At 53.9% G+C, this 24,252-nt stretch carries 20 protein-coding genes and 2 tRNA genes; 5 read left to right on the top strand and 17 right to left on the bottom strand.

What is annotated here, in order from left to right; translation table 11 throughout:
- From RHP47_RS10000 to serS, 3 genes are all read right to left on the bottom strand, one after another.
- A tRNA-Asn gene (locus RHP47_RS10000) sits at positions 1 to 72 on the bottom strand.
- Between the two features lie 48 nt (positions 73 to 120).
- On the bottom strand, positions 121 to 1,467 hold the full coding sequence (murF, locus tag RHP47_RS09995; RefSeq protein WP_399381622.1) for a UDP-N-acetylmuramoyl-tripeptide--D-alanyl-D-alanine ligase: 1,347 nt from the start codon (positions 1,465 to 1,467) through the stop codon (positions 121 to 123).
- Positions 1,461 to 2,753: a serine--tRNA ligase gene (serS, locus tag RHP47_RS09990; protein ID WP_310840386.1), complete on the bottom strand. Its 1,293-nt coding sequence runs from the start codon at positions 2,751 to 2,753 to the stop codon at positions 1,461 to 1,463. The genes murF and serS overlap by 7 nt, the downstream gene beginning before the upstream one ends.
- Before the next feature lie 197 nt (positions 2,754 to 2,950).
- On the opposite strand from serS, the gene apcD reads away from it, so the two are divergent.
- Positions 2,951 to 3,436, top strand: coding sequence for an allophycocyanin subunit alpha-B (gene apcD, locus RHP47_RS09985; protein ID WP_190278062.1), 486 nt, complete (start codon positions 2,951 to 2,953; stop codon positions 3,434 to 3,436).
- A gap of 1,252 nt (positions 3,437 to 4,688) precedes the next feature.
- Here the strand turns inward: apcD and RHP47_RS09975 are convergent.
- The 4 genes from RHP47_RS09975 to RHP47_RS09960 form a co-directional block, all read right to left on the bottom strand.
- On the bottom strand, positions 4,689 to 5,828 hold the full coding sequence (locus tag RHP47_RS09975) for an AI-2E family transporter (RefSeq protein WP_399375139.1): 1,140 nt from the start codon (positions 5,826 to 5,828) through the stop codon (positions 4,689 to 4,691).
- An 84-nt stretch (positions 5,829 to 5,912) separates the two neighbouring features.
- Complete coding sequence (locus RHP47_RS09970; RefSeq protein ID WP_310840384.1) at positions 5,913 to 7,007, bottom strand: metallophosphoesterase; 1,095 nt, start codon at positions 7,005 to 7,007, stop codon at positions 5,913 to 5,915.
- 9 nt (positions 7,008 to 7,016) lie between these two features.
- Positions 7,017 to 8,573, bottom strand: a complete 1,557-nt coding sequence (gene purH, locus RHP47_RS09965) for a bifunctional phosphoribosylaminoimidazolecarboxamide formyltransferase/IMP cyclohydrolase (RefSeq protein ID WP_310840383.1) — start codon at positions 8,571 to 8,573, stop codon at positions 7,017 to 7,019.
- Positions 8,574 to 8,618: 45 nt separating this feature from the next.
- On the bottom strand, positions 8,619 to 9,653 hold the full coding sequence (locus tag RHP47_RS09960) for a ribose-phosphate pyrophosphokinase (protein ID WP_149820465.1): 1,035 nt from the start codon (positions 9,651 to 9,653) through the stop codon (positions 8,619 to 8,621).
- A 73-nt stretch (positions 9,654 to 9,726) separates the two neighbouring features.
- On the opposite strand from RHP47_RS09960, the gene RHP47_RS09955 reads away from it, so the two are divergent.
- On the top strand, positions 9,727 to 10,623 hold the full coding sequence (locus RHP47_RS09955) for a sugar ABC transporter permease (RefSeq protein WP_315863440.1): 897 nt from the start codon (positions 9,727 to 9,729) through the stop codon (positions 10,621 to 10,623).
- On the opposite strand, the gene RHP47_RS09950 is transcribed toward RHP47_RS09955, so the two are convergent.
- The 5 genes from RHP47_RS09950 to RHP47_RS09930 all read right to left on the bottom strand — a co-directional run bounded on the left by RHP47_RS09950 (position 10,620) and on the right by RHP47_RS09930 (position 14,454).
- Positions 10,620 to 10,739 carry a photosystem II reaction center protein J gene (locus RHP47_RS09950; protein ID WP_099798822.1) on the bottom strand — a complete coding sequence of 40 codons (120 nt, stop codon included), beginning with the start codon at positions 10,737 to 10,739 and terminating at the stop codon, positions 10,620 to 10,622. The genes RHP47_RS09955 and RHP47_RS09950 overlap by 4 nt on opposite strands.
- 44 nt (positions 10,740 to 10,783) lie before the next feature.
- Positions 10,784 to 10,897, bottom strand: a complete 114-nt coding sequence (locus RHP47_RS09945; protein ID WP_149820459.1) for a photosystem II reaction center protein L — start codon at positions 10,895 to 10,897, stop codon at positions 10,784 to 10,786.
- 12 nt (positions 10,898 to 10,909) lie between these two features.
- Positions 10,910 to 11,047, bottom strand: coding sequence for a cytochrome b559 subunit beta (gene psbF / locus RHP47_RS09940; protein WP_099798824.1), 138 nt, complete (start codon positions 11,045 to 11,047; stop codon positions 10,910 to 10,912).
- Positions 11,048 to 11,054: 7 nt separating this feature from the next.
- Positions 11,055 to 11,309: a cytochrome b559 subunit alpha gene (psbE, locus tag RHP47_RS09935; protein WP_149820457.1), complete on the bottom strand. Its 255-nt coding sequence runs from the start codon at positions 11,307 to 11,309 to the stop codon at positions 11,055 to 11,057.
- 139 nt (positions 11,310 to 11,448) lie between these two features.
- A complete protein-coding gene (locus RHP47_RS09930) occupies positions 11,449 to 14,454 on the bottom strand; it encodes a CHASE2 domain-containing protein (protein ID WP_310840380.1) in 3,006 nt (1,001 codons plus the stop codon).
- A 205-nt stretch (positions 14,455 to 14,659) separates the two neighbouring features.
- Here RHP47_RS09930 and chlG point away from each other — a divergent pair, with 205 nt between their 5' ends.
- Together chlG and RHP47_RS09920 are read left to right on the top strand one after the other, a co-directional pair.
- On the top strand, positions 14,660 to 15,655 hold the full coding sequence (chlG, locus tag RHP47_RS09925; protein WP_286625563.1) for a chlorophyll synthase ChlG: 996 nt from the start codon (positions 14,660 to 14,662) through the stop codon (positions 15,653 to 15,655).
- Positions 15,656 to 15,664: 9 nt separating this feature from the next.
- Entirely contained in the window at positions 15,665 to 16,618 is a 954-nt protein-coding gene (locus tag RHP47_RS09920; RefSeq protein WP_310840378.1) for an RluA family pseudouridine synthase, read from the top strand.
- Here RHP47_RS09920 and RHP47_RS09915 read toward each other — a convergent pair.
- The 5 genes from RHP47_RS09915 to RHP47_RS09895 form a co-directional block, all read right to left on the bottom strand.
- The gene (locus RHP47_RS09915) at positions 16,605 to 19,115 is read right to left on the bottom strand and encodes a GIY-YIG nuclease family protein (RefSeq protein WP_310840376.1); all 2,511 of its coding nucleotides are present in this window, start codon (positions 19,113 to 19,115) and stop codon (positions 16,605 to 16,607) included. The two genes, RHP47_RS09920 and RHP47_RS09915, sit on opposite strands and share 14 nt — an antisense overlap.
- 365 nt (positions 19,116 to 19,480) lie before the next feature.
- Positions 19,481 to 19,822, bottom strand: a complete 342-nt coding sequence (locus RHP47_RS09910) for a GIY-YIG nuclease family protein (protein WP_302678798.1) — start codon at positions 19,820 to 19,822, stop codon at positions 19,481 to 19,483.
- Between the two features lie 357 nt (positions 19,823 to 20,179).
- On the bottom strand, positions 20,180 to 21,733 hold the full coding sequence (locus tag RHP47_RS09905) for an Eco57I restriction-modification methylase domain-containing protein (protein WP_310840374.1): 1,554 nt from the start codon (positions 21,731 to 21,733) through the stop codon (positions 20,180 to 20,182).
- On the bottom strand, positions 21,723 to 22,379 hold the full coding sequence (locus RHP47_RS09900) for a DNA methyltransferase (protein WP_315863439.1): 657 nt from the start codon (positions 22,377 to 22,379) through the stop codon (positions 21,723 to 21,725). The genes RHP47_RS09905 and RHP47_RS09900 overlap by 11 nt, the downstream gene beginning before the upstream one ends.
- Positions 22,380 to 22,604: 225 nt before the next feature.
- Positions 22,605 to 22,677, bottom strand: a tRNA-Ala gene (locus RHP47_RS09895).
- Between the two features lie 175 nt (positions 22,678 to 22,852).
- Between RHP47_RS09895 and RHP47_RS09890 the strand changes: the two genes are divergently transcribed.
- Positions 22,853 to 24,184 (top strand): PrsW family glutamic-type intramembrane protease, encoded by a 1,332-nt coding sequence (locus RHP47_RS09890; protein ID WP_226971944.1) that lies wholly within the window; start codon positions 22,853 to 22,855, stop codon positions 24,182 to 24,184.
- The last annotated feature ends 68 nt before the right edge of the window (positions 24,185 to 24,252 follow it).

The following is a 24,252-nucleotide window of genomic DNA, read 5'->3' as shown; positions in this document are numbered from 1 at the left end:
CTCCCCAGGCTGGATTCGAACCAGCGACCAATCGGTTAACAGCCGACCGCTCTACCGCTGAGCTACTGAGGAATATTGACGATTTTCTAATGTAGCGTAGTTCACTACTCTTGGCAAGTCTCAACCGCCCTGAAGTTTTGGCCAGCGCTGCCGCAGTTCATTCACTACGCGATCCAAGGCAACGGCATGGGAGGCCTTAAAGAGGAGGCGATCGCCCGCTTGCAACTCCCGCAATAGGTACTCCATTAATTCTTCATGGGAAGCAAATTGCTGACTGGGAACGCGCCCAGCCCCCCGCGCAAGGGCTGCTCCTTCATCGCCTTTATCGAGAATTAAGAGGCCATCGAGGTCTAATTGGGCAACAGTGGCTCCCACCTGCTCATGGAAGGCAATCGCAAAGTCCCCCAGTTCCCGCATGGGGCCAAGAACCGCCAGATGCCGCTGACCGGGGAGCGATCGCAACAGGTGCAAGGCCGCCACCATCGATTCCAGACCCGCATTGTAGGTTTCATCCAGTAGCCAAATATCGGGTTCAAGGCGATAGCGACCGCCCCGACCACTGGGCAATTCTATCGTCAACTGTCGGGGTAGGCGATCGCTCTTTAAGTTCAAGGCTTGCAACACCCCAAGGGCAGCCAGAAAGTTCAAGGCATGGTGTGCCCCCGCAAGGGGAACGGTGTAGGTGCGTTGATCCACGTGGAGGGTTTGGGGCGGTTGATAGATTCCCCGTAGGGTGCCCCCCTCAAGGCCATAGGTAATCGTGGGCCCTGACCAGACCTGCGCCGCTGTCGGCAAAAGTAGGGGACTATCGGCATTGAGCACGGCTGTTCCCCCTTGGGGCATTTCGGCAAGCAGTTCGCATTTGGCTTGGGCAATGGCTTCGCGGGAACCGAGGCGGCCAATATGGGCAGTACCCACATTGGTAATCACGGCAACATCCGGTTGGGCAATCTGGCTCAAAAGGGCAATTTCACCGCGCGCCCGCATCCCCATTTCAATCACGGCAAATTGGTGGTGGGGTTCCAGTTGTAAAAGGGTTTTGGGCACGCCAATCTCGTTATTGAAGTTGGCTTCGGTTTTGAGGACGGCGCCATAGTGACTCAGGACAGCGGCAATCATTTCCTTGGTGGTGGTTTTGCCCACGGAGCCAGTGACGGCAATGACTTTGGCTGGACATTGCTGCCGCCACCACTGTCCCAAGCGTTGATAGGCAGCTAGGGTATTGGCTACCTGAAGTTGTGGCAGAGCAGAAGACACCGGCACCTCGACAATTAGGGCGATCGCGCCGGCGGCGGCGGCCAGATCGACAAATTGATGGCCATCAAAGGTTTCCCCCCGCAGAGCAACAAAGAGATTGCCAGTTGCGATTTGGCGGGAGTCAGTGCAAATGCCTGTGATTGGCAGATCTGGATGAGTTGTATCTAACCCCAAAGCTTGGGCGATCGCCCCGAGGGTGGTGTTCACGATGTTGCCCCGCCAATGTAGCTGCACTTCAAGTAAGGTTGCAGCACCGCCGGTACCCGCACCGTCCCATCGGGTTGTTGGTAGTTTTCAAGAATAGCTGCCATGGTTCGTCCAACGGCTAGGCCAGAGCCATTAAGGGTGTGGACAAACTGTGTCCCTTTTTGCTTGGCTTCTTTGAAGCGAATCTTGGCACGCCGCGCTTGGAAATCGCCAAAGTTCGAGCAACTGGAAATTTCGCGGTAACAGCCGGCAGCGGGCAGCCACACCTCTAAGTCGTAGCACTTCATGGCGCCAAATCCCAAATCGCCAGTACACAGTTCAATCACTCGATAGGGCAACTGCAGGGCTTGGAGAATAAACTCGGCATCGGCCACAAGGGCTTCATGTTCAGCGGCAGAGGTTTCCGGGTGAACAAACTTGACCAACTCCACTTTGTTGAATTGGTGTAGGCGAATCAGGCCGCGTGTATCTTTGCCATAACTGCCCGCTTCACGGCGAAAACAGGGGGTGTAGGCACAGTGGTAAATGGGCAATTGATCGGCAGCTAAAATTTCATCGCGGTAGAGATTCGTCACCGGCACTTCCGCTGTCGGAATCAGCCAGAGATCATCATCGGCACAGCGAAAACTTTCCTCGGCAAATTTGGGTAACTGCCCCGTTCCCGTCAGCGAGGCACTATTGACCAACAAGGGCGGCAAGACTTCCACATAGCCGCGATCGCGGTGGGTATCAAGCATAAATTGGATCAAGGCTCGCTCAAGGGCAGCCCCCATGCCCACTAGGGTAACAAAGCGACTCTGCGCTACTTTCACCGATCGCTCCACATCCCAGAGTCCCAATTGAGTGGCAATGTCCCAGTGGGGCTGACAAGGCTGGCTCGGTTTATACTCCTCACCCCAGCGGCGTACCTCAACGTTTTCGGTTTCATCGCGGCCAATGGGGGTGGTCTCACTGGGGGGGTTGGGAATCGTTAGCAGCAGGCGTTCCAATTCTTCCTTAAGTTGCCGTTCTTGGGGTTCAAGATCACTGAGTTGCTGCTTGAGATCGTTGGCCTCGGCCTTGAGGGCTTGAATTTCTGCATCCGTCGGGGCAACGCCGGACTTGATCTTTTTGCCGACGAGGGCACCTATTTCGTTACTGCGGGCTTGGAGGTGCGATCGCTGTTGTTCAAGCTGTCGCTGCTGCGCATCCAACTCTAAAATGCGCTCAAGGTCAAAGTCACCGCCGCGCCGCCGCAGGCGATCGCCAAAGGCTTGGGGATTTTCTCGCAGTTGTTTGAGATCAATCACAGGTGGACGAAAACCAGTGCAAACCGCATTGATCCTATCACCAAGGGAGCAGATTGGCTCTAGGGGGCTGTCTTGCTGTGGTTTGCCATCGACACCGCTAAATTCCTCTATCAACCGTCGAGATTTTGATCAGGAGTGGCGTCAACAAGGGGTCGCCGTCCTCTAAAATGAGGGATGTATTAAGCGGTGTTAGCAATATGAGTGTCATTAGTCAGGTTCTTCTTAAAGCGGACGATGAATTGCGCTACCCCACCACGGGCGAACTCCAGACGATTAGTGACTTTTTCCAAACGGGTGAGCAACGCCTCCGCATTGCCACGACACTGGCCGAAAATGAGAAACGCATTGTTGAGCAAGCCAGCAAACAACTGTGGCAGAAGCGGCCTGACTTCATCTCACCGGGGGGCAATGCCTACGGCCAGAAACAGCGTGCCCTCTGTCTGCGCGACTATGGCTGGTACATGCGCCTGATTACCTATGGCATCCTCGCGGGTGACAAAGACCCCATTGAGCGCACGGGTATTATTGGGGTGCGGGAAATGTATAACTCCCTTGGTGTGCCGATGACAGGGATGGCAGAAGCCATTCGTTGCCTCAAGGACGCCTCCTTGGCACTGCTAAGCACTGAAGATGCTGAAGTGGCGGCACCCTACTTTGACTACATTATTCAAGAAATGTCCTAGGGAGACTGACGGCAGCCAATTCTGCATTCAAGGGGAACACAACCCATGACATCTCCCCTTGAAATTGTGGTTGTCAGCAATGGCCCCGGTGAACTGACCACTTGGGTGTATCCCTTTGTAACAACGCTGCGGCAACAGGTCAGAGAGGGGCTGCGGGTTTCAGTGGTCATTGTTCCCTGTCCCCATGCCAGTGGTCAAGAAGCGGAGATTGCGCGCCGCTACGCGGAGGTGGATCGGGTGCTGCCGGCCACAGAGTTTTGGCACCTCATGCGCACAAAGACCACCTGTAGTAATTGGGATTGGTTTGCCGAAGGGGTTGTGGTTTTCTTGGGGGGCGATCAGCTCTTTGCGGTGCTGTTGGCCAAGCGTCTGGGCTATCGCTGTGTGCTCTATTGTGAGTGGCAGGCACGCTGGCAAGGGTGGGTGGATGGCATTGGGTTGCGGCGTCCGCTCCCCGTGGGCAAAACAAGAGCCAAGGTGGCGGTGGTGGGAGATCTGATGACTGATGTGCAAGCCCTTGCCCTCGATTCTCTGCCTGATGTGCGCCAACAGTTAGGCGTTGCTTCCGATGCTCCCCTTGTGGGTCTGATGGTGGGTTCCAAGCCCAATAAGCTCAAGCTGGGGGTGCCCCTTTCGCTGGCGATCGCCGACCATTTAGCTGCTGCTCATCCCCCGATTCAGTGTGTGATTCCCGTGGCACCCACGCTGACGCTCAAGACCCTCAGTTGCTACGCCGATCCCCGCTTTAACCCTGAACTCAAGCACGTTGAGGGCACGACGGCGACACTCATCCAACCCAGTGAGGGGCTACCCTATCTGAAAACGCCGAGGGGTACGAAGGTCTATCTCTGGCAGCAGTTACCCAACTATCCCCTGCTGCGGCAGGTTGCCCTCTGTGTGACAACCGTTGGCGCCAATACCGCTGAACTGGCCGCCTTGAATGTGCCGATGATTGTTCTTTTGCCGGCCCAACAACTGCGGGTACAGCGGGCACACCCTTGGGATGGGTTAGCCGGGTTGCTGGTGGGCTTGCCAGCGATCGGGCGACAGTGGACGGCATTGGTGTTTTGGGCACTGGTGGCCAAGGGATTGGGCTGGCGGCGGTTTTGGCAGTTGTGGCGATCGCCAGAGATAGATTGGGACTTAGTGAAACAGGGTCTCGGCTACAAGGCGTGGCCGAATATCTGGGCGGGCAGAGAAATTGTACCAGAACTGGTGGGTCCGATTGAGCCGGCGGTGGTTGCTGATCAGATTAAGTCTCTATTGAGTCATCCTCAGAAATTGCATCAGATGCAGCAGGATTTGCGGCAGCAGGTGGGGGCGGCGGGGGCAGCGGCAAAATTGGTGGATTTGACCCTGCAGGTGGCGGGCTGGGCTGCCAGCGATCGAGAATGTCCTTGAGCACAATTTCTGTAAACCAAATTTGACCCACAATCACCAGAGGCAGTGCCAGCAGTAAGCCCAGAAAGCCAAAGAAAATGGCAAAAATAATTTGTGAAACCAGCGTCACCGCGGGCAGTAGAGCCACCTGTTTGGCCATGACGACAGGCACCAGCAGGTATTGCTCCAACTGTTGAATCACAATGTAGGCAATGAGAACGGCCACCGCCCGCCACGGATTGTCAATAAAAGCAATGATCATCGGCGGAATCACACTCAGGGCAGGGCCAATATTGGGAATCGCCTCCAGCAGACCGGCCAAGAAAGCATTGGCCAAGACCAATCGCACCCCCAGTAGCGCAAGAGCAATGCCACTGACCACACCAATGACCAGCATATTCAAGCCTGTGCCCGCCAGCCATGCCAAGAGCGCCTGTTCACTTTCGGTGAGAATCGTGTCAATGCGAGACCGATAAAACGCTGGAAAGAGGCGAATGAATCCCCGACGGTAGGGCTGAGGATCAATCACTAGCATCACCGTCAGCACCAAGACCAACAGCGTATTTAGTAGGACCGCCAGTGTATTGGAAAAGAGGGCAAGGAAGTTATTAAAGATTTGCTCAAGGAATGGCTCTAACTGGGTAATCAGCCGATTAATGAAAGGGGTATCATCAAAGCCGCTACTTGGTAAAAGGTAAGCCATCTCATCCAGCCATGCTTCCACCCGTCCTAACCCCTTGGGAATCAATACACCCAGTTGCTGTGCTTCCTGCAAAAAGGGGGGAATGATCATCCAAAAGAAACCAAAGATGATCAGGAAAGTCAAGCTAATACTGATGGCGATCGCCCGGCCTCGTTGTAGTCCCCAGCTCTGGAGTCGCAGTTGCAGCCAGTTGAGTGCCGTTGCCAAGACCACCGCCAAAAAGACCAAGAGTAACACTTGGCGAATTTCCCAGAGGATGTAGAGACATACCCCCAGTACCAGCAAGCCAATCCACTGACCAAACGTCACTACTTTGCGTCCAATTCGTGCCTCAACCCCCTATTAGAGCAGGTTTTGGGACTCTACCATCCCAACCAAGGGAATTGCGAGGTGCTAAATGACAAAGACCGTATTGTTGTCCCGCAGCTGGGGATACTCCGCTGGTGCTCTGTGGTTAAACTGGGCAAAGTAGGCGGCCAAGGGTTCGGGTAGGGTCGGTAGTGTGACTTGGGTATCTCCTTGGGCAATTTCTGGCCAGAGGGACGATAGGGCTTGGGCGAGGGGCTGGGCCTCAGTTTCCGATAAATTAAAGGGCGGTAAGGTGAGAAAGCGCACCATAAACCCCGCACCCCGCTGCAGCATCCATTGGCGAGAGAGGTCACTCAAGGTGGGATAGGTCTTCAGGGATTCAATGCGGTAGGATTCCACATCCACTTGCCAGCCCCCTTGGGGATGTTGCTGCAAAATGAGCCGGCGATAGGGATGGGGATAGCTGACGAGGGAACCCGTCGTTAGATCAAACAGCCCCTGCTCATAGGCAATATCTTGGACATGGAGATGTCCGGTTAAGACCAAGGTCACCCCCGCTGATCGCAGGAGGTTGAGGAGTTCCGCTCGATTCTCCAAGAGGTAGCGCTGCCCCATCGGACTTTGGCTCTGTTGTGGCCAATGCTCAAGGACATTGTGGTGAATCATTACAAGGCGCAGTCCGGCAAAAGGTTTTGCCAATAGAGCCGCCAACCATGCCAGTTGTCCTTGATCGACAGCCCCCATCTGCTGACCCGTTGGACTAAATTGGTTGGAATTCAGGGCAATCAGTTGCAGGTTGTCTGCGAGCAGGGCTTGATAGTAATGCTTGGTGCCCTTGCCATAGCCCGCATGGGGATACCACTGGGGAAAGTCAGCCCAGCCAATACGCTTGTGATCTCCTAGCGGCAGAGGCACATCGTGATTCCCCGGAATCACATAGCAGGGAATGGGCAGGGTTTGCAGATAGGTGCTAAGCCAGCGATGGTTAAGGATTTCGCCATCCCGCGTCAGGTCACCGGGAATCAATAGGGCGTCAATGCCTAACTCTAGGAGATGGGCAACGGCAGCTTCAAAGGCAGGGATACTGACTTCGTAGAGAAAAATGGGGGGATAATCTGTCGGAATTGTCTCCGGCAGGGCGATGTGGGGATCACTGATAATGCCGAGTCGCACCGCCATCGCTATTTCCTAGTGGCGGAAGTGTCGCCGGTTGGTAAAGACCATGGCAATTCCCGCTTCATTGGCTGCTTGGATAGACTCATTATCCCGCAAACTGCCCCCCGGTTGAATAATGGCGGCAATACCAGCAAGGGCAGCGGCTTGCACGGAATCGGCAAAGGGGAAAAAGCCATCACTGGCCAGCACAGCGCCGCGGGCAGCCTCACCGGCCTCCCTGAGGGCAATGTGTACAGCAGCCACCCGATTCATTTGACCGGCGCCAATGCCGCGGGTCTGGCGATCGCGACTGACCACAATGGCATTGGACTTAACGTGTTTCACCACTTTCCAGGCAAAGATCAGTTCCGCCATCAACTCTGGACAAGGGGCGGTGGCGGTGACCACTTGCCACGCCTCTGGATCAATGGGAGCGGGGTGAATATCTTGGACAAGAAAGCCGCCAGCAATGGTTTGAATCGCCGTGGTGGGAGCAGTATGCAATTCAGGTAAGGTGAGAACCCGCATCTTGGGCTTGGTTTTCAGGATCGGCAGTGCCGCTTCTTCACAGGCAGGTGCCACCACACACTCTAAAAAGGTACGGGTCAGGGCTTCAGCGGTAGCCACATCCAAGGGGCGATTGAGAGCAACAATGCCGCCAAAGGCAGAGACACTATCGGCTGCAAAGGCGCGCTCGTAGGCCTCCACAAGGGTTTTGCCCTCAGCCACGCCACAGGGATTGGTGTGTTTAATAATGACGGCAGTGGGGGCACCCTCCCCTAAAAATTCACTGATCACTGCCCGTGCCGCTTCTAGATCTAGCAGGTTGTTGTAGCTAAGTTCTTTGCCCTGAAGCAGGTCGGCGGCTGCCCAACCACTGGGGTGTGCCCCACTCATGTACCAAGCAGCCCGTTGATGGGGGTTTTCGCCATAGCGCAGGACTTGTTTTTGCTGCCCCGTTAGGTGGAAGACCGGCGGCAGAATTTCTGGTTCAGTACCAGGGGACGTGATTTCTTGGAGATACTCGGCGATCGCCTGATCGTAACTGGCCGTCAGCGCAAACGCCCGCTGGGCACAGGCAAGGCGAAAAGCAGGTTGAGCTTCCCCGTGTAATCGTAATTCCTGAAGGTAAGTTTCATACTGGCTGGGATCCACCAATACTGTCACATGGGCATGGTTTTTGGCAGCAGCGCGAATCAGCGTCGGCCCACCAATATCAATTTGCTCGATCGCCTGGGCAAGAGTCACGTTGGGCTGGGCAATTGTTTCGGCAAAGGGATAGAGATTGACAACCACCAGATCAATCGGATTAATCCCTTGGGCTTGCAGATCAGCCTCGTCTTCGGGGCGATCGCGCCGTGCCAAAATACCGCCGTGAATTTTGGGATGCAGGGTCTTGACCCGCCCACCAAGGATTTCCGGTGCCCCTGTGTACTCCGAGACCGTTGTCACGGGAATCCCCGCTGCCTGTAAGGTCTTTGCGGTGCCACCACTACTCAGGAGCGTAAAGCCAAACTCCTGCACCAAGGCCGTAGCCAACGCCACCAGTCCCTGCTTATTGCTGGTGCTGAGTAAGGCAATTCGCCCCATGCCTGCAATCCTCCTAGGCGACTAAGAACACCTATTTTAGCGGTTTTAGCGGAACATACTGCTCACAGAGCTATCTTCATGAATGCGCCAAATGGTTTCGCCGAGAATACTCGCCACCGACAGCACCGTGAGTTGGGGAAAGCGTTGCGTCTCCGGTACAGGAATCGTGTTGGTGACAATCACCTCTTCAAAATCGCCCCCTTGGAGTCGCTCAATCGCTGGCGGTGAAAAAACCGCATGGGTGGCACAGGCATAGACTTCCTTGGCACCTTCCCGCCGCAGTAACCGTGCTCCTTCTAAAATCGTGCCGGCTGTATCAATCATGTCATCCACGAGCACCGCTGTCTTGCCCTTAACATCCCCCACCACGTTCATCACTTCGGCCACATTGTGGGCTTGGCGTCGTTTATCAATAATGGCGAGGGGCGCATCATCAAGCTTATTGGCAAAGGCACGGGCACGAGCCACCCCACCCACGTCGGGGGACACCACCACAATATCCTCAAGATTTTTGCTGCGCAGGTAGTCAAGGAGTACGGGTGAACCATAGACATGATCCACGGGAATGTCAAAGTAGCCTTGAATTTGCGCTGAGTGCAGATCCATGGCCAAAACGCGACTCGCTCCCGCTTGCGTAATCAGGTTGGCTACTAGTTTGGCGGTAATGGACTCGCGGCCAGCGGTCTTGCGATCGGCACGGGCATAGCCATAGTAGGGAATCACCGCAGTCACTTGGCGGGCTGAAGCGCGGCGGCAGGCATCCACCATGATCAGCAGTTCCATCAGGTGGTCATTGACGGGTCGGCAACAGGGCTGGATCAGATAGACATCACAACCGCGAATGGATTCTTGAATCTGCACGTACAGCTCGCCATCAGCAAATCGCTTGCGCACCATTGGGCCGAGATCAATACCGAGGTAGCGGGCAATTTCCTGAGCAAGGGCAGTGTTGGCAGAACCCGAAAACAGCTTTAGACGACTATGATCAGAAATGTGAGAGGGGGTAGTCGTGGGCAATGGCGCAGTGTGAATCACAGCATCTCCCCAAGATGGCGTGCATTTTGACTTTGATCTTATCATTTCCAATTTTGGGAGCCACTACCCTAGGATTGAATTTATAGAAAGATGAATTTTGAGGTCATCAGCTTTGCCAATGGCGCGATCGCAATTCCCACGATTGGGGGATGTTTTTTTGTCACCGATAGGGGTCGCTTGGTTATTCCTTTTACCTGCACTTTTGTTTCTGACAATTTTTGTTTTTTTGCCGATTTTGTACCTTGTCTATCTTAGTTTTACGACGGGGAGTTTTAGTCAAGAAGGGGTGCGTTGGGTTGGCCTGCAAAATTATCAGCAATTGCTCCTGAGTCCAGACTTTTGGCAAGTGATTGGCAATACCCTCTATTTCACAGGGGCAACGGTGCTACCGACGATTGTGCTGCCCTTACTCTTGGCGGTGGGTCTCAACCAAGGGATCAGGGGACGGGATCTGCTGCGCACGGCCTACTTTTTACCAACAATGACCTCGATTGTGGCGGCGGGTTTAGGGTTTCGTTGGCTGTTTCAAACCGATGGCCCGGTGAATCAACTGGTGCAAACCTTGGGGGGACAACCGATTGCTTGGCTGAGTGATCCCACCTGGGCAATGCCAGTGCTGATTTTGCTCAGTAGCTGGAAGCAGTTGGGGTTTAATTTAGTGGTCTTTTTAGCGGGGTTGCAAACGATTCCCCGCGATCGCTATGAGGCGGCACTTCTCGATGGTGCCAATGCTTGGCAACAGTTTCGCTACATTACGCTGCCGGGGTTGCGACCCACCTTAATTTTGGTGTTTGTCACAACAACGATTTTCACATTGCGCAGTTTTGAACAGGTCTATGTGGTGACCGGTGGCGGCCCCTTAGATACAACAAACCTGCTGGTATTTTATATTTACCAACAGGCCTTCGCGTTATTTGACCTTGGCTATGCCGCTGCGGCAGCAACGGTTCTTTTGGGAGTCACCTTTGGACTGATCTGGCTACAATTGCGTACGCGCCAAGACCCCAATCTCTAGAGAGAGGAGCCAAGACCAGCGTAGGCACCGTAGAAAAACAGCCCGACAATGACAATCACTCCCATGCCGGCCACCGTGGCCACAACCCAGAGGGGAATGCGTCCGCCTTCAGACAACATGATCAATTCCTCCTAAGCAGATTCAGTTATAGAGAAGAAATTTAGTTAAAGAAGTAGCTTGAAAAGAGCAACGCAAGGACGAAGATCAGCAGCAACCCTAGGTACAGGGATGTGCGATTCAGTTCGACCGGCTGACGGTTGGGATTCGGTTCCATGGCTGCACCTTCCTAACGTTGGATAAACTGCATTGCCGCGATCGCCCCGAGGAAGAAAATCGTGGGCACAGCAAGGGTGTGAACGGCCAACCAGCGGACCGTAAAAATTGGGTAAGAAACGGGTTCTTGATTGGGGGTATTACTGGTCATGGCAATCCTACTTCACCTGTTCTAAGAAGGTTTCAACTTGTTGTTTAGCTTGAAAGCGATCGGTCACAAGAGGAATCGACCGCTGTTCCTGAGCATAGTAGCTATCGGGGCGTGGTGTGCCAAACACATCATAGGCCAAACCGGTGCTGACAAAGAGCCAGCCAGCAATGAACAACGCCGGAATGGTGATGCTATGAATCACCCAATAACGGACACTGGTAATAATGTCGGAAAATGGTCGTTCTCCTGTCGTTCCAGCCACGTTGCGATGCCTCCAAAGTGTCTAATGTTAAAAAAAGGAAACGGTACTATCTATCATACAGCCTTTTTTCACAACGATTGAGCCGCCTAAATAAGAACTGCAAGTCCCCTGTACAGCGCTAAAACTTTGGTCTATAGGCCTAAAGTCCAGCCTTGGCCAAATCGGTGAGCACATCTGCAGCACTCTGGTAGCGATCGCGAAAGTTATACTTGATCATTTTATTGATAATGGCAACAAACTGCGGCGAAAGATGCCGTCCCGGCTGCCAAATCATATCACCCGTGTTGCGATCAGAGGGCAAATCCATCGGGGCGAGTCCCGTCAGACCTTCAACAATAACCATGCCCAAAGAGTAAATATCACTGGCAATCACCGGTCGTCCTGCCATTTGCTCGCTAGGGGCATAGCCACGGGTACCAATGGAGATCGTATATTTGCCGTGCTGGAGCAAATCCTCGGGCTGGACATGGCGTACCGCCCCAAAGTCAATCAAAAACAGTTGTTGATCACTGCGGCGGCGCATGATATTAGCAGGCTTAATGTCGCGATGCACCACCCCAAACTGATGCACATACTGCAAAATTTCCAGAATACTCTTGAGAATGGTGAGGGCTTCGGCTTGGGAGAGGGTAATTTTCTTTGCAAACTCCTCCTTGAGGGATTCCCCATCCACATACTCTTGGGTGAGATAGAAATATCCCCCCTCTTCAAAGTAAGCCAGTAATCGAGGGATACGCTCGTGTTGACCCAATTGGGCTAAGGTTTCTGCTTCCCGCTGAAAGAGGCGACGGGCAATGGCCAAAAAACGTTCATCCTTGCGGGAGGGCACCAACTGCTTGACCACGCAGATCGGATGATCCGGCAGGTGTAAATCCGCAGCCAAGAACGTGCGCCCAAATCCCCCTTCGCCTAGTTGACTGAGGACACGGTAGCGTCCCCCCACAGTTTGTGGTAAGGGTTCACTGGGTTCTTCGCTGATGTCAGAAATGACGGTGGTTTTGGGTTGGGTGCCGCTCGGTGTTTGTGTCTCTGTGGTTGGGGGGGGCGGCGAGGGGACTGTCGTGGTGGGAATCACCTCTGGCCGCTGGGTGGCATCCACAGGCGCCGCGGTTAAGGGGTCAGGGTTGGATGGCTGGGTTGCTGGTAGGTCTCCCTTGGGGGTGGCTGGGATTGACAATTGGGTTTCGGGCAAATCTGCGCTGGTTGTAAATTGGGTGGGTGGAGTTGAGGTGATGTTCAGTGGTGTTTCAGGAGTGTCCCCATCGGGAGTTGAGGTGACTTCTGCTAGACTCACGGTCTCAGGTACTGATAGTTGGGTTTCAGGCAAGTCCACACTGGTTGCAAATTGGGTTGAGGGCGTCGAGGTCAGTTCTGGGGTAGTTAGTGGCTCAGGTAGGGTGAGTTGCGTTTCGGGTAAGTCAGGGCGCAGTGTCGAGGGGATCTCTGAGGGAACTGTTGGCTGCGGGGTAGGAACCACCCTCTGGGTTTCAGGAAGCTCAACATGGGTAGGTTCAGGAGCAGTTGTGGGAGTTTCTGGCAATTCGGTGGCGGCAGTGGCAGCGTCCTCAGGGTGAACCACTAAGAAGGTTTCCCTCTCAGTGATGGATTGTGGTGGTGTCTCGCGGATCTCTGTGGGGGGAATTTGATCAACGACGGAGGTGAGGAGGGTAGGTGCGGTGTGGGGTTTATCTCCAGGGGGTGGGGTGGGTTCGATGGGGGTAAAGGAAATTGCTGTTTCCGGTTGCAGCACCGTTGCATTGGCATCCGTCTCTAGGCGAGAGACTTCTGTTGGCGAGGTTTCAGGGATTTCCAGAATGGGGGCTGATTCAGGTGTGGTTGATTGACTGATGCCTTCAGTCATTAACTCCAAGGGAGTTGCTGAGCGGCTACTGGGGACAGCCGTCGGTGTAGAGGGGGTAGGGGTGGATTCTCCAGGACTGAAGGCACGATAGCCCAGCATCAAAACCGCCGCACTGCCAAAGCCAACCAGAGGTGCCACCAGCGGAAGCCAACTCCCCTGTAAAAAGAGGAGGAATGTCAGGCCACTGAGACCCAGTCCCCCAGCAACCAACAGTGGCACAATCACCCAGCGCTGTCCCTTGGCGATGATCAGGGCACCAAGGCCAGACCAAGCCAGAATCCAAAGGGCGATCGCCTCCTGTGGCCATGTACCAATTGGAAAACGGTTATCCAGAGCCGCTGCTAGCAAATCTTCAAGGATCGCTGCTTGAACCACAACACCGGGGGTGAGGCGGTTGGTTTGCCCCGGCAGGGTAATCGGAATCAAAAACTTATCGTTACTACTACTGCCAGTGAGGCCAATGAGGACGGCGCGATCGCGCACCTTAGAGGGCAGCACTTGACCTGTCAGCACTTCGCTCAGGGTGACGGTTTCATAGGGCTGGGTTGGGCGGGCGTAGTTGATGAGGATTTGAAACCCCGCGGCATCTAGGTTGTTGTAGCCTCCCCAGTTGCTGGTTAAGGCCTGAAAGCGAGCCGTTCCTAAGTCAAGGCGGCTCTCAGTCACAGCTTGGGGATGAATCCCCAGAAAAACACGCGCCAAGGCAAGGGCAAAGGATTGAGGGGTGGAGCAGCGATCGCTGGCTTCGGGTTGAGTTGCCAAAATCGCCCGCCGCACCACGCCATCCTCATCAATGGGAATGTCCGCAAATCCCACCTGATCATTGAGCAGTCCAGCGGGAGGGGCAATTCCGGCATCCGTTTCGCCCCCCACTTTACAGACAATAACGGTGTTGGGCTGGGTCATCATCACCCGTCCGAGGGAGGGCAGCACATCGGTTGGCGGCTTGAAGCGATCGGACACCGGAAAATCGCGAAAAATGTCAATGCCAATGACCTTGGGTTGGTACTCCTGCAATTCGTTGACGGCCTGAATGAGCACTTCGTCAGGAATTGGGTACTGCTTGAGGGTTTGAATATCAGCCTCGGTAATCTCAACAATCAGCAGTCGCTGGGACGTGGCCGGTGTCGATCGCCAGCGCAGCCATTGGTCATAGACTCTCAATTCCAACGGTTCCAGCAGGCCACCTGCTCGCAGCGCAAGGACACCCACGGTGGCGATCGCCGTGGCAATGGCCGCCGGTAGAGCGCGTTTAAGATAATCAGGGATGGAGACAGGGATCATGGCACAAATTGGGGCTGTTCTGCTGAGGCTGAAAGATGCTAAGAGCAGTTTCGCTTCTATCCTGACCTACACCACGGGCGATCGGCAAATTTACGAGGACAACTTTTAACATCCTGCCCACTCCAGAGGGCAACATGATCCCCCTAGGTGGCGGAAGGTGAAACGACTATAATCATTGAGGTGATTGCTGAGCACAACAAGCGCTATGACGGAAACCCCCGATTCAACGACGACTTCAACATTCCCAGAAAGTACAACGGCAGCCGCACGGCAACTGCTGGGCATGAAGGGTGCCAAAAGCGGCGAGACCAATATCTGGAAAATTCGCCTGCAACTAATGAAGCCGATTACATGGATCCCCCTCCTTTGGGGCGTGGTCTGTGGTGCAGCCTCGTCGGGGGGATTTACCTGGAGTCTGGAGGATGTGCTCAAGGCAGCGACCTGTATGCTGCTGTCGGGGCCTTTGATGGCGGGCTATACGCAAACGCTCAACGATTACTACGATCGCGAGATTGATGCGATTAACGAACCCTACCGTCCCATTCCTTCAGGGGCGATTTCCCTTAACCAAGTGCGGGCGCAGATTATCTTCCTCGTTGTCGCAGGTTTGGGTCTAGCTGTTCTACTCGATCTATGGGCTGGCCATCCCACGTTCCCTGTGACCAAAATTGCTTTGCTGGGAGGCTTTTTGGCGTATATTTATTCCGCACCGCCCCTGAAGCTGAAAAAGAATGGTTGGCTGGGGAATTATGCCCTAGGGGCCAGCTACATTGCTTTACCGTGGTGGGCAGGTCACGCCCTTTTTGGCGAATTGACACCGACGATTGTGATCTTGACGTTGATTTACAGTTTGGCGGGCTTGGGTATTGCCATTGTCAATGACTTCAAAAGCGTTGAGGGCGATCGCCAACTCGGCTTGGCTTCCTTGCCGGTGATGTTTGGCGTTACTACCGCCGCATGGATTTGTGTTCTGATGATTGACATTTTCCAGTTGGCAATAGCTGGTTACCTGATGGCGATCCATGCCAATCTTTATGCAGTGCTGCTGATTTTGCTGATTATTCCCCAAATTGTCTTTCAGGATATGTACTTCCTGCGAGATCCCTTGAAAAACGATGTGAAGTACCAAGCCAGTGCTCAGCCCTTTCTCGTCTTAGGGATGCTAGTGGTGGGTCTAGCCCTTGGACATACGCTGGGGTAGTTGAGGGGCATGGCGACATCCCTAATCTTCAAGGTAGAACAGGGGGGCGATCGCCTCGATACGTTTCTTGCACAGCAGCATCCTGAACTCTCGCGATCGCGCTGGCAGCAGCTGATCCAACAGGGACATGTGCGTATGAATGGCCAAGTGTGCGATCGCAAAAATCAGCCCCTCAGTGGTGGGGAGGTACTAGAGGTGGTGCTCCCTGAGCCAGAGCCATTGGATTTAATCCCTGAATCCCTACCCCTGAGTATTCTCTATGAGGATGATGAGTTACTAATTCTCAATAAACCCGTGGATCTAGTGGTGCATCCTGCCCCCGGTCATCGCCACGGCACCTTGGTTCATGGTCTGTTAGCCCATTGCCCTGAGTTGACAGGCATTGGCGGTGTCCAGCGACCGGGGATTGTGCATCGCCTAGACAAAGACACCTCTGGGGTGATGGTTGTTGCCAAAACGGAGTTTGCCCTACACCATCTGCAACAGCAATTGAAAGCACGGCAAATGCAGCGCCATTACCTTGGTGTCGTCTATGGCCAGCCCCCGCAGGACAGTGGAACGGTAATTACGCCCATTGGTCGTCACCCGGTGGATCGCAAAAAGATGGCGGTGGTGCCTCCAGAAAAAGGCCGCACAGCAATTACCCACTGGTACGTGCAGGAGCGCTTCCGCCACTGTGCCCTTGTGGAGTTTCGCCTTGAAACCGGTCGCACCCATCAAATCCGCGTTCATGCCGCCCACTTGGGTTGGCCGCTGTTGGGGGATCCTGTCTATGGCCGCGGTGCACCGCTAAAAGTAAAACTGCCCGGCCAAGCGCTCCATGCCTATCGCTTAGCGTTGCAGCACCCCCGTACTGGCCAAGAGATCGTGGCGATCGCCCCTCTGCCAGAGCATTTAGAAAAACTACTGCGGATATTGCGCCAGCAAGCGCTCAATTCCGAATCAATCCCTATAAATTGCTAACTTCAGGCAGGGATGAGGGGCAATTTCCTCGACAGAGGACGGTATCATACAAGCCGATCTCTTTCCCTTCATGCTTATTAATCCCTGTGTAAGCCAAGCTCGGGTCTTCATATCTTTTGAACTTATACACCGCATCGTTCATCAACGCGCTGTTGAACACCCCCAAGCTGACGAGCAGTTCAAAGTCTTTGACCGTCAACCCTGTGACCTTCTTGAACAACCCCGGCTCCAATTGCGTGATCACGTCCCGCAGTGTTCGTTCCCGGTAATCGGTCAGGTACATGAAAATGGGGATGCGGGTGGCAAGTTTGATCAGTTTTTCCTGAATTTGCTTGCGCTTGCTCTTGAATTCCTTTTCTTCTTCTGTAAGCTGCTTTTTCTTTTGAGAGGAAAGTTTCTGGTCATTTGCCTCTTTCTTCGCCCTCTTGACCGCTTCAGATTTGTTGATGATGGTCTCGATCTCCTGATTGAGATTGCGGAACCCCTCGATGCGCATCAGCGCCTGCATCGCCTCTTCATTGTTTATCAACCGCCGCAGCGTGTCGTCGTCCACGTTCACCAGCAGCGCGCTTTCCCAGCGGCGAGCCAACAGGGTTGCCGTGGTCCCGGCCATGGCCATATCGAGCACCCCGGCGGCGTCAATCTGCTTCATGGAACTGCCGTCGTAGGCCAACACCGGCAAAAATTGGATAAATTCCGCCACCTTCCTTTCCGGGTCTTCCCCGTTGACGTTCAGGCGGCAACTGTAGTCGGCGATCTGGCGCAAGGCCCGATCTGGCGCAAAATCGAAGACGTAGCACTCCTTTTTGAGGATCAGCTCCTCATTGGGCGAAACGCCGTCGGGATTTTTGATGGTCCAAGGGCTTTGCACGCGAAAGGCGGCCTGAAAGTAGGTCTCTGGGCTGGAGGTGTTGCGCAGCATGAAGATCCCTGTCCAAGGCCGCACCGTCACGCCGGTGGTGAGCTTGCCGCAGGTGAGGGTGATGGTTTTGGTCTTGAGGGGATCACCCATTGCTTCGAGAACAGGCGGTAGAGCATTGACCCCAATACCCGCAGCTGCACCGGCAGCAACGATGACTTTGTAATCTTGGTAGAATTTATTTTGGCTCTTTGCCAGCAGATTTTGCATAGCGTAGCAAGAGGCAACGCTGGGCAAGAACCACAGGGTATGCGAGAGCACATTCAACAGCCGCATATCCGAAAAGGGCAGCGGCGGTTTCTCCGCACCCAGTTTTAAGTTGTCTAAACTCGTGGGGAGATAGGCGCCCCGAATCAGATCGAGCCACTTCTGTACTTCCTCTTCATACGTGAACCGCGCCTGATCGTCGACGCCTTCCGCCGCAAAGAAGAGGTTCAGGTCGAACTCGTTGAACTCGCCCTTCATCGCCACGTCGCGGATGTCATCCGGCAGTTGATAGGTCATCAACACCATCCGCGGCAACGCAGCATAGGGGTTATTGTCTCCCTGCCACGCTGCTTTGGCTCTCTGTTCGTCGGAATAAGTCCAGTTGTAGATCTGCTCCTCGATGAATTCGCCGGTGGCAATGGCTCGGAACGGTGTGCCGGAAAGATACAGATAGTGATCCGCGGTGATGGGCAAAATGTCTTCATCAAAGTAGTCGATGGCTTCACCTTCCGCCGCTTTTCTTTCCTGTTCGTCTTCGGATTCGAAAAGATCTTTAGCTTTCTCCCGCCAGGCGCCGAAGTGATATTCATCGAACATCACGCAGTCCCAGTGTGTGGTATGCACCCATTCATTCTTGGTTTTAATCCCGCCGGTGCTCGGATTGCGACCCAGATAATCCTGAAAGGAACCGAAGCAGACGATGGGTCTGTTCTTGTCCGCCTGTTCGTAGGTGAGGCCGCCGGGTTTGATGAATTGCCAGCCCTGAAAATCCACGTGACAGCGCAAGTCTTCTTCCCAAGCGCTTTGCACTGCCGGCTTGAAGGTGAGCACCAGTATCTTTTTCCAGCCCATGCGCTTGGACAGTTGGTAGGCGGCGAAGGTCTTGCCGAAGCGCATCTTGCAGTTCCAGAGGAAATGGGGCGGCTTGCCGTTTTCCCGGCGATAGTTCTGGAAATAGTCGACGGTTTTTTGAATCGCGGCTTCCTGCTCGGGACGCAAGCCGAAACTCAGCGATCGCTGTTCTTCCATCAATTGACCTGTCCGCACGGCTTGGATGGCGGCCTTGACCTGCTCCACGGTGCAGCGGAACCACTCGCCGCCGGCCTGCTGAACGCCATTGATGCGCAACATGCGGTGCACATCGTGGTCGGTGAACCCCGTGCCGTCGTTGCGAATGGCCGGCTCCTCCAGCACGATGCGATAGGGCTTCTCGCCAGGACGGAGCGTGGGATACTGCTGCGCCACCCGCTCCTGCACGCTCTTCGTGGTGTAGCCGATCTTGAGCAGACCCGCATACTGCGGGTTGGTGTCCTCGTAGGCGTAGATTTTCGGCTCGATTTTGGGTCGGGGCGGGAAAAAATCTTTTGTCATGGTTTTATCTTAGCAATTCTCATTCCAAGCACAGCGTACGTCATTTCGACCAAAGCGAGAAATCCTCACACTCTAGGCAAGATTTCTCAGTCGCTGCGCTCCTTCGAAATGACAAGGTCGCTGCGCTCTTTCGAAATGACAAGGTTGCTGTGCTCCTGCGCAATGACAAGGTTGCTGTGCTCCTGCGCAATGACAAGGGTGTGTTGCGCCATTCGAGCCGTGCGTGCGTCATTTCGAGCGAAGCGAGAAATCGTCATGCCATGATGGGTAGGATTTCTCAGTCGCTTCGCTCCTTCGAAATGACATGGTTGCTGCGCTCCTTCGAAATGACAAGGTCGCTGCGCTCTTTCGGAATGACATGGTTGCTATTGCTCTTTCGAAATAGCGGTGTTGCCTTGCTCCTTCGGTGTTGCTTCCCATTCCAAACTCAAGTCCTTCCACTCGGGGTTCGTGGTCATAACCAATTGGTTCTTTTTTTCTCGCCGCCATTTTTTGATTTGTTTTTCTCTGGCGATCGCGGCGTAGACGTCAGTTGTGTGCTCGTAATACACAAGTTTGTTCACGTTGTATTTTTTGGTAAAGCCATCCACCAGTTTGTTTTTGTGTTCGTATATTCGGCGTTCAAGGTTGTTTGTCATACCAACATACATGACTTTGTTATTCCAGTTAGTAAGGATGTAGACGTAGAAGTGATAGTCTCTTTTCATGAGCGCTCCTTGCTTTGTGATTTCAAGAGAGGTTCATCCTTGTGGGTTCGATCGCAGTGTGCGCATTCGCGCGCCGCAAGTGTCATTTCGAGCGAAGCGAGAAATCGTCATGCCATGATGGGTAGGATTTCTCAGTCGCTTCGCTCCTTCGAAATGACAAGGTCGCCTCGCTCCTTCGAAATGACATGGTCGCTGTGCTCCTGCGCAATGATAAGGGTGTGTTGCGCCATTCGAGCCGTGCGTGCGTCATTTCGAGCGAAGCGAGAAATCGTCATGCCATGATGGGTAGGATTTCTCAGTCGCTTCGCTCCTTCGAAATGACATGGTATTCTCCTTCGGGCGCGGGGGAGGAAGGTGTCAGGCATCGCTAGGCTCCGTTTCTTCGTTCCCTGCGCCGTTTTCATCACCTGCATCGCGAATTCTTGATTCAATGAACGCAAACTCGTCTTGTGTAATACCCCACCGCTTCATCAGCATCTCATCGGTGTAAACGCCTTCATATTTGCCCAAGTCGGGGACAAAGCAGAAACTTTCCCTTGTAACATTCTGCGATATTACTGCTTGGAGAAGAAGGAACCTTACAATTTTGGTAAACAAATATGACTTAAATGCTTCTACTTCCTGCTTAGTATCGAACGCACATGCAACAAGCCAGGTTTCTGTACAACATTCCCCCGGTTTTGCGATTCGTGTATTTGCCTCGTAGTAAAAGGCTACCGGCTTTGAAAAATCTGTTTGACCAGCTATGGGAGCAAAGGGAATTAGTAATTTCCACTTGTCTAGAAGTCTCTTGTCATCATTAACATCAGCAGGATCAGCATATTTTAGACCTATGCGCTTCTTGAACCAGCATGGAATCCCTGTGGTCTTAGGAGTATAGGTTGAAGGCAAACCGAACGGCTTTCGAGACGATACAACCTCGCTCAGCATCCTGCCACTATTTTCATTTTTGGCCAACACCTTCCGAATTATCGGGATAGCCCGGCTATGGCGGATGAAAATGGGGAATTCATTAAGTTGCCGTTGGGAAACAACAGGCTCTCCGTTGTAGAAGTTGGTTACGTCACACAATCCATGCGAATCTCTTTCCCAGAGGAAGTAGCATATACCGCCGGCTATATCCACACCGGGAAAAACTTCAGCGCTGTTTTCATAATCTACGAGCCTTCGTATCCGATCATCATTCAGCATTTCCTTCCTGAATTCGTCAAGGCCCTTGCCGCCTGCAAACCACCTTGAGGGAATGATCATGACAAGGAAACGCGGATTCAATTTTTTGGCCTGAATAACAAACCTGTTATAAATGGGTATGGCGCTTCGTCCTAGTCCGCCTTTGTCGCTCAATTGATACGGCGGATTGCCGATGATGACATCGAATTTCATCTTAAAGATTTCCTCCGGGCTTTCGATGTGGATGAACTCGTAGGCGTGGGTTTCCAGTTCCTCGCCGCGGGCGTAATTTTCTTCATTCGCGCCGCAGAAAATGCAGCGGCCGTTTCGCCAAGTGTGTTCAGTGCGCCGGTAGCGGATGTTGCCTTCTTCGGTGTTAAAGGCGGTGCAAATGGAGTATTTGCCGTTGGCGGTCTTGGAGCAGTAGAGGGTGCGCCGCGCGATGAGCGCCGTCAGTTCCGTAATGGCGATGCCGAAGAGCTGGTGCTTCATGATGTGGTTGATGCGCTCTTGGCGGTCAGGAATGTGGTTCTCCAGGCCCTTGTCGAGCCGCTTCGCGATTTCGCGAAGGAACACGCCGGACTTGCAGGCCGGGTCAAGAAAACGGGCGTCGGGGTTACTCCAGAGTTCAGACGGCAGCAGATCCAGCATCTGGTTGGCCAGTTGCGGCGGCGTAAAGACCTCGTCGCTGGAGAGGTTGGCCAAGCACAAGAGCACGTCGGGGTTGTGGTCAGCCATCATAGGCATGGGGAACCTCTAGGAAATGCACCGGCGGATAGTCTTTGACCGGTTCAGGGATGAACACCTCCTCGCCGGCATCCGAAAAGAGCGGCAACTCCCGCATCGCCCCATGGTTCACTAGTTCATGGAAGGCAAAGTCCCGCCGCTTGAGCAGGCTGCCACTCACCAGTGACCACTCTGGGAAAATAATCGGCTGCGGGTTTTCCCCTACGGTTTTCAAGGTCAGCGCGTCGCCGTGGACGATGTTTTTGCTGAGGATATAGCGCACCGTTTCCCGGCAGGACGCTTTGATCTTGTCTTTGAAAAGCCGCGTGTAGGCTTCGTCAAACACGGCAAACAGGCGTTGCCGGCATTCCGCAGCGTTGTCTTCCAGAATGTCAATCCCGTAGAGCGACGACACGGCCAGGACAGCATAACGCTCGTATTCTAATTGACCCTTGGCGTAGCGCGCTTCGACAACACGAAGTTTCCGGTGCAAAATCTCGATGAGAAAGTTCCCCGTGCCGCAGGCTGGCTCCAGGAAACGCGAGTCAATGCGCTCGGTCTCCTGCTTGACCAGATCGAGCATGGCGTTGACGATGGGCGGCGGTGTCAGAACCTCACCGTAATCCACCACCCGCTGTCTGGATTTTGTCATTGTTCTCATCGCTCGCCAACATGGAAGTCAAACCTCAATTTCGCCCCATGGACAACTGGTCGGCCGGTGGGTCGGTCTGGAAGGGAGGATTAAACGCTCCTTGTTGCGGGTGGATGCGATCGCCCGTTCGGTTTCCTTTGCGAGTGCCATGGTTCATTGCGGTGCTGATTTGGAGTGGCAGCCTATACTGACTACACCCCTACGCCTAACAAAAAACATGGTTTACATTTTTACTGGAGCTAAGCGGACTCGAACCGCTGACCCCTTCAATGCCATTGAAGTGCTCTACCAACTGAGCTATAGCCCCAAATCAGCAGAATTTTATCATTGCGCAAAATGCTGCCCTTTGTCAACTCCTGCCCCCAAAGTAACGCTCTGCCTAGGATGGACAGCCATGGTTTCCCCTCGCGATCGCCCCTTTGCGCAAAGGCGGTCTCAAGTCCTCAGTGTATAGTGGGTGTGAGTGCTGAGTGGGTAGGACTTTGAAAGTCTCATCGTCCCCCTTGCAGTTGATACGGGTACTAATGAATCGCGATCGCTCCCCCCTCCATCCAACGCTGAAGTATGCGGGTGTGCTGCGGCAAGTTTCCCCTGAAGTGGGGCAGTTTTGGCTGTCTCAGGAGGATGTGACCATTATTGGTCGTGACCCCGCTACCTGCCACATTGTCCTTGACGCTCACATCTATACTTCTGTTTCCCGCCACCATGCCCAACTCACCTGTCAAAAGCGTGGCAGTATTCCCGTGTGGGCGATCGCTGACCTCGGCAGTGTCAATGGCACCTATGTCAATCAACAGCGAGTGGAAACATCAACTGTGCTCAAGGCGGGCGATCGCATTCAATTGGGGCGCCAAGGGCCTGAATTTGTCCTAGAATATCTTCCCCTCACTGAAGTCGTAAGCACCCAGCCCGATCAACCCCTCACCCTCACCCAACTCCTACCCATTTTTGCCATTCATCCCGACTGGGTACGCAAAGCCTATCTGGTACCGGGGATTGTCACGGTTGTTGCGGTTATCCTCCTTTTTGCCACTGCTGGCTCCCCCGATGCCTTCAAAGTCATCTTGGCGCTCTATTTGGGCAGTGCTGCCTATTACTTCATCTATCAACTCTGTGGCAAACGCAAACCCGCATGGGTTCTACTGGGCACGTTGACGCTGGAAATTTTGATTCTGCAAAGCCCAATTTTGCCAGCGATGATCTATGTCTTTCGCACCGTTTTACCCGGCCAACTGCATCCGCCCCATCCCTCATTTTGGGTGTTATTCAGCCGCAACTTCATTGGTGCCGGGTTAATGGAAGAGCTACTCAAGGCGTTACCCATTATCGTAGCCTATGGCTTAGGGCGATGGCTGCCGAGTCCGTGGAAACAAAAGGTGGGCGTATGGGAACCCCTCGATGGTATTCTCTTGGGAGCGGCTGCCGGCCTCGGTTTTACGTGGACAGAAACCCTTGGGCAGTATGTCCCTAGTATTGCCGGTCAATTTGGTAATTTAGCTGGTCTGCAAGTGCTGATTCCCCGGGTCTTGGGATCCCTAACGGGGCACATGGCCTACACGGGCTACTTGGGCTATTGTGTGGGATTGAGTGTATTGCGCCCCCATCGAGCGCCCTTGATTTTAATGGTTGGCCTAGGTCTAGCGGCCTTTCTGCATGCCCTTTGGAATACGGCTGCCGCCCGTTTTGGTCCGATGGGTTTGGCAGTGGTGGGGATTTTGGCCTATGTATTTCTCACCGCCGCGATTTTGAAAGCGCGTCAACTGTCCCCGACGCGATCGCAAAACTTTGCCACTCGGTTCTATGGTTATCGCTAGGCAGGTGTATAAAATATACTCATTTTGATTCCTTCATCCACTGGCGCGATCGCAACAGCGCAGCGCAA

This window comes from Thermosynechococcus sp. QKsg1 (assembly GCF_031586415.1).
Taxonomy (GTDB): Bacteria; Cyanobacteriota; Cyanobacteriia; order Thermosynechococcales; family Thermosynechococcaceae; genus Thermosynechococcus.
This window is presented reverse-complemented; position numbering and strand designations above follow the sequence as displayed.

Coding starts and splice junctions, on each gene's coding strand:
- apcD (WP_190278062.1), top strand. CDS start 2,951: ATGAGTGTCATTAGTCAGGTTCTTCTTAAAGCGGACGATGAATTGCGC.
- RHP47_RS09970 (WP_310840384.1), bottom strand. CDS start 7,007: ATGGCGGTGCGACTCGGCATTATCAGTGATCCCCACATCGCCCTGCCG.
- purH (WP_310840383.1), bottom strand. CDS start 8,573: ATGGGGCGAATTGCCTTACTCAGCACCAGCAATAAGCAGGGACTGGTG.
- RHP47_RS09960 (WP_149820465.1), bottom strand. CDS start 9,653: ATGATAAGATCAAAGTCAAAATGCACGCCATCTTGGGGAGATGCTGTG.
- RHP47_RS09955 (WP_315863440.1), top strand. CDS start 9,727: ATGGCGCGATCGCAATTCCCACGATTGGGGGATGTTTTTTTGTCACCG.
- RHP47_RS09945 (WP_149820459.1), bottom strand. CDS start 10,897: ATGGAACCGAATCCCAACCGTCAGCCGGTCGAACTGAATCGCACATCC.
- psbF (WP_099798824.1), bottom strand. CDS start 11,047: ATGACCAGTAATACCCCCAATCAAGAACCCGTTTCTTACCCAATTTTT.
- RHP47_RS09930 (WP_310840380.1), bottom strand. CDS start 14,454: ATGATCCCTGTCTCCATCCCTGATTATCTTAAACGCGCTCTACCGGCG.
- chlG (WP_286625563.1), top strand. CDS start 14,660: ATGACGGAAACCCCCGATTCAACGACGACTTCAACATTCCCAGAAAGT.
- RHP47_RS09920 (WP_310840378.1), top strand. CDS start 15,665: ATGGCGACATCCCTAATCTTCAAGGTAGAACAGGGGGGCGATCGCCTC.
- RHP47_RS09915 (WP_310840376.1), bottom strand. CDS start 19,115: ATGACAAAAGATTTTTTCCCGCCCCGACCCAAAATCGAGCCGAAAATC.
- RHP47_RS09910 (WP_302678798.1), bottom strand. CDS start 19,822: ATGAAAAGAGACTATCACTTCTACGTCTACATCCTTACTAACTGGAAT.
- RHP47_RS09905 (WP_310840374.1), bottom strand. CDS start 21,733: ATGATGGCTGACCACAACCCCGACGTGCTCTTGTGCTTGGCCAACCTC.
- RHP47_RS09900 (WP_315863439.1), bottom strand. CDS start 22,379: ATGAGAACAATGACAAAATCCAGACAGCGGGTGGTGGATTACGGTGAG.